Genomic DNA, 4,428 nt, shown 5'->3' with positions numbered 1-4,428 from the left:
TTGGTCATGTCTCGATGGTGCCCCTGGACGGACCGGACAGCAACGATTAGGACCCAGCGCGGCTTCAGGTATTCGTCCCGTTCGACGTCCGGCTTACGGGCGGTTAGTCGCCCGCAGTCGATTGCCAATCTGGAATCCTCGGTTACCGACGAAATCAGTCGTGCTCTAATTCACATTCGGATGTTTGCAAAATTTAGGTTGGGTCGAATTGAAAGGCGCAAGGGGGCATCTCAGTCCATTTCGGCCCGTTGCCGCAACCAGTCCATGGCCAAAATGCTTGCGTTCAGAATTGAGACGTGGCCGTCTCGTGGCCGGGTCCAGAGTTCGGCGTCGGAAAGGTGTTCGAGGAGCCACTGGGAGTGGGCGGGAGGGACGATGCGGTCATCGCCACCGTGTGCGAGGAGTACGGGTATCCGGACGCCTGACAGATCAACGCCCCATGGTTTCACGAAGGCAAGGTCGTCAGCGATCAGCCCGTCGGGGCCAGCTGCCGTCGCGGCCCCGGCGTCTGCGTTGAGTGATGTCCACTCCGATTTCAGCGCGGCGTAGTCTCGCGAATTGAAACTGTCTTCATCGAAGTCGGAAGTTCGTTCGAAGATTACGCGGGCATCTTCTCCGTGTTGCGCCGCACGCAGGGACGGCCCACCGCCGGCCATTCCGGCGAACCAGTTGAAGTCTGTCGTGAAGGGCGCGAGACTCGCGAACGTTGCTACAGCCCACACCCTGTCACCCAGAATCGCTGCGCAGGCGAGGGCGTGTGGCCCGCCCCCGGAAGCGCCCATGACCGCGATCTGGTCGATGCCCATCGCATTGATGAGTTGCTCGACGTCGGCTGCGGCGTTTGTGACGGTGCGACCGGGTTGAGCTGACGAGTCTCCGTAGCTTGGTCGTGCGTATGAGATCCAGCGGATGCCGCGCAGCGCAGCGGTTCGCAGGTGCGGTTCGAGGGCTGCTCCGGTTTGTGGCGAGCCGTGGTGCCAGACAACGGTTAGGGGAGCGTGAACTCCGTTGGTGCTGTCGTGAACGTCCAGTGTTCGCCCGTCCGTCAGGGTGATGTGCATCAGCGTCTCGTTTCTGCCAGGCGTTTGCCCAGATAGCGCTTCTCGGCCTCTGATGGGGCCAGTTGAAGTGCTTTCTCGTATTCGGTTGCGGCTTCGGTCCTTCGACCCATCCTGCGCAGCAGGTCGGCGCGTGTCGCCGGGAGTAGGTAGTAGTCGTCCATACCCCGAGAGGTTACGAGCGCGTCGATAAGGCGTAGGCCGACTTCTGGTCCCTGGGACATGGCCACCGCGACCGCGCGATTGAGTTCCACTACCGGTGAGGGATCGAGGAAGGCGAGAGCGTCGTACAGTTCAGCGATGCGCGCGAAGTTAGTGCTTGCAGCATCCGAAGCCTCGAGGTGGCAGGCGGCAATGCGGGCCTGCAGCCCATACCGACCTGCGCGCGGTACCAGCGACCGAAGGATGGTGAGGGCCTCGGTGATGGCATCCCGGTCCCACAACGATCTGTCCTGCTCTTCGAGGGTGACGACATTTCCGACAGCGTCGGTGCGAGCTGCGGTACGCGCATGATGCAGCAACATCAGGGCAAGGAGCGCGCGAACTTCACCGTCGTCGGGCATCAGCTCAACGAGCAGCCGGGTGAGCCGGATTGCTTCACGAAGGAGAGGAATTCGGATGAGAGCCCCGCCGGTAGCGGAGTACCCCTCGGTGAACAACAAGTACAGCACCGCCAGCACACCGTCGCGCCGTTCCGGCATGAGGTGGGGCGGTGGCACACGGTAGGGGATACCGGCATGCTTGATCTTTGCCCTGGCACGCACCAGTCTTTTGTCCATCGCCGGTTCGGTCACGAGAAAGGCACGCGCGATCTGCGCGGGAGTGAGGCCCGCTACCGTTCGCAGCGTCAGGGCAACGCGGGCATCCATCGGAAGTGCGGGGTGGCAGCAGGTGAAAATGAGACGGAGACGATCATCGATATCTCCATTAATGTCCGGATCGGGCTCGACCGGTTCGTACTCTTCGACGGCAACCCGCCGAAGCGCGCGGTCTTCGGCGCCCGCATGCCGAAGCAGGTCGATCGCCCGCCTCTTGGCCACCGTGGTCAGCCACGCGCCAGGATTGTCCGGAATGCCACCTTTGCGCCAGTCAGAGAGCGCCCTCACAAACGCATCCTGTGCACAATCCTCGGCAAGGGCGAAGTCGCCGGTCATCCGAATCACAGTGGAGATGATGCGCGCAGTTTCCTCGGCAGAGGCACGAGCGATAGCATCCGCTACTCGATCGGCCACATCGGCCTGATCTCGATCTGACCGAGCTGGGCCATCGGATGCTTCGCCGCGATCTCAATCGCCGCGTCGAGGTCGCCGCACTCGATCACGTCATATCCAGCGATCCACTCCGTCGTTTCAGCGAACGGCCCAGCAGTGACGCTCAGCCGCCCGCCACGCAGTTTTACCGTGGTCGCATCGTTCGCCGGGCGCAGACGGTCGCCGTGACGCCTGGTGCCCCCATCAGTGGTTTCGGCTACCCATTCGTCGATGGTGTAGCCAGACGGTTCGGTCGTCGGCGCCGTCGAGTCTGTGCAGATGAATAGCATGTATTCCATAAGTCGGTCCTTTGCTTGTCGTTGTGTGAATTCGACGTACGAGATGAGCACCTCAGGACAGCGCGTCAAAACGCGGTGTCCTCATAGTCTTTCGCTATACGTCGCAGTAAGAAATACATCACTGAAGGAGTTCCAATTGAAGTACATGATTTTGATCCACACGAGTGCAGCCAGCGACCTTGCGATCCAAAGCGAAGCCCTCGCTGAGTTCGAAGCCGCCCACGGCGCAGTTACCGGCGAGCTCTCAACCACCGGCGAGTTGATCGACACGCACGGGCTGGCAGTCCCCGGCGCGAAAGTGGTTCGCACTAACGGCGGTCTTTCTGTAACCGATGGACCATTCGCGGAAACCACCGAATGGGTAGGCGGGTACTACCTCATCGACGTCGCAAGCGAAGATCGCGCGATCGAGATTGCTGCACGCTTCGTTGAAGCCCGCTACGCGGCAGTCGAAGTGCGCGCCCTCGTTTTGCCGCCGCTGTAGCGACGCAAAATCGTACTCCTGCGCTATCTGTGGGTGGTTTTTGGATCTATCCGCCCGGGAAGCACGCGTCTATACCTCCGTCTTCCCGCTTGCGGTCAGTCAGGTACGGCACGATCACCTCGTAGATCCAACGGCTGTCCAAGTCGTCCTCAGGTTGATCCAATAGGAGGGGCCACGGCTCGTCGGACTCGCTGAGGCCGAGAGCTGTTGTGCAGTGTCGCGCAGGCCGTTCCCGTGCGGAACAGCGGAATGAGCTGGACGTAGCGGCGGGCGATGGAAGGCCGACGGCTCGCCCTGTTGGCGGGCTCGTCGCCCGCAAGCGATCATGGCGCGCCGCCAAGCACACCGGGGCGTCAGTGCGCCGATGTGCTCGGATCAGGCCAAGCGGGACCGGAACTCGTCTGCACCGGCGCCCGCCAAGTCCTCCGCGGCCGCACGACGACGGTTGAGTGCGCTTAGGAGAGTGGCGACATCGCCACTGACTTCGGGTCCTTCACCCCGCGACCAGTCGGCGTCGGTTGCTTGGAAGCGCAGTCCACGCAGGAGATCGTCACCCACCGAGTGCTTGCCGCTCGTCAGGTCATTGAGCACCATCCAGCCCGCTTCAGGGGAGATCCGACCAGCAAGGCCGAGCGGCCGACGAGCGTCTCCGGAGTGAATAGCCAGGTGGGCCAGTGGGGCGAGTTCTCCCGCGCCGGGGACCGCGAAACCGGCAGCACTGGTCTTCGCGATTGAGCGCGTCAGCTCGGCGCCGGTCCGTCGGTCGGTCCTGGCCCAGCGGTCAGCGAGCTTGTCGAAGTTGAAGCGCGCTTGCGCGAGACCGACAATGAAGCTGCCAAATCCTAGCTCGTAGGGCATGAGCAGGTGCGCGCACAAGTCGCGCACTGTCCACCCTCGGCACAGGCTCGGCGTCTGCCAGGCTGCGTCATCGAGCCCGGCGAGATCCTCAGCGAACCGGTCGCGCTCAGCGGTGTATAGCGCCTCTACGTCTGTCGTTGTCACGACTAACTGGCCTCCGAAACGGGTGGTCATCAAAAAGGTCACCCGCCGGGGGTTCCCTTGCAAGCATTCGCCGCATTAAGAATACCGATTTCAACTACTCGACACTGTCGCGGCGACCAGCAAACTCCTTTGGACGCGTGCTGATGTTCCGCCCATTGACTATCTGATAGTCCCATTCAACGTTCCGTTTGCGGGCATCTCAGCTCAGGCGTCGACTCGTCGGATTCTGTGTCCGTGAAGGTCCGGCTATGGGGCGGCTCTCGATCTAGTTCAGCTCGGCGGCGGTGGCCCATGCGTGATGGGCGATCGCACGTTAACTGTCCGGGTCGTACCCG

The 4,428-nt window shown here is 62.2% G+C and carries 5 protein-coding genes; 1 reads left to right on the top strand and 4 read right to left on the bottom strand.

Features of this window, described 5'->3' with window-relative positions:
- Positions 1 to 230 precede the first annotated feature (230 nt).
- The 3 genes from BLQ39_RS15430 to BLQ39_RS15420 are packed head-to-tail and all read right to left on the bottom strand — an operon-like array spanning position 231 to position 2,658.
- The gene (locus BLQ39_RS15430) at positions 231 to 1,061 is read right to left on the bottom strand and encodes an alpha/beta fold hydrolase (protein WP_092325389.1); all 831 of its coding nucleotides are present in this window, start codon (positions 1,059 to 1,061) and stop codon (positions 231 to 233) included.
- Positions 1,061 to 2,290: an RNA polymerase sigma factor gene (locus BLQ39_RS15425; protein ID WP_256332780.1), complete on the bottom strand. Its 1,230-nt coding sequence runs from the start codon at positions 2,288 to 2,290 to the stop codon at positions 1,061 to 1,063. Before BLQ39_RS15425 ends, BLQ39_RS15430 begins: the two co-directional genes overlap by 1 nt.
- Entirely contained in the window at positions 2,275 to 2,658 is a 384-nt protein-coding gene (locus BLQ39_RS15420) for a YciI family protein (RefSeq protein WP_256332779.1), read from the bottom strand. The genes BLQ39_RS15425 and BLQ39_RS15420 overlap by 16 nt, the downstream gene beginning before the upstream one ends.
- Before the next feature lie 94 nt (positions 2,659 to 2,752).
- Here BLQ39_RS15420 and BLQ39_RS15415 point away from each other — a divergent pair, with 94 nt between their 5' ends.
- Positions 2,753 to 3,091, top strand: a complete 339-nt coding sequence (locus tag BLQ39_RS15415; protein ID WP_218121506.1) for a YciI family protein — start codon at positions 2,753 to 2,755, stop codon at positions 3,089 to 3,091.
- A gap of 375 nt (positions 3,092 to 3,466) precedes the next feature.
- Here BLQ39_RS15415 and BLQ39_RS15410 read toward each other — a convergent pair whose 3' ends face one another.
- Positions 3,467 to 4,135 (bottom strand): maleylpyruvate isomerase family mycothiol-dependent enzyme, encoded by a 669-nt coding sequence (locus tag BLQ39_RS15410; RefSeq protein WP_092325381.1) that lies wholly within the window; start codon positions 4,133 to 4,135, stop codon positions 3,467 to 3,469.
- Positions 4,136 to 4,428: the final 293 nt, after the last annotated feature.

Source organism: Cryobacterium psychrotolerans (assembly GCF_900101115.1).
GTDB classification, from domain to species: Bacteria; Actinomycetota; Actinomycetes; order Actinomycetales; family Microbacteriaceae; genus Cryobacterium; species Cryobacterium psychrotolerans.
This window is presented reverse-complemented; position numbering and strand designations above follow the sequence as displayed.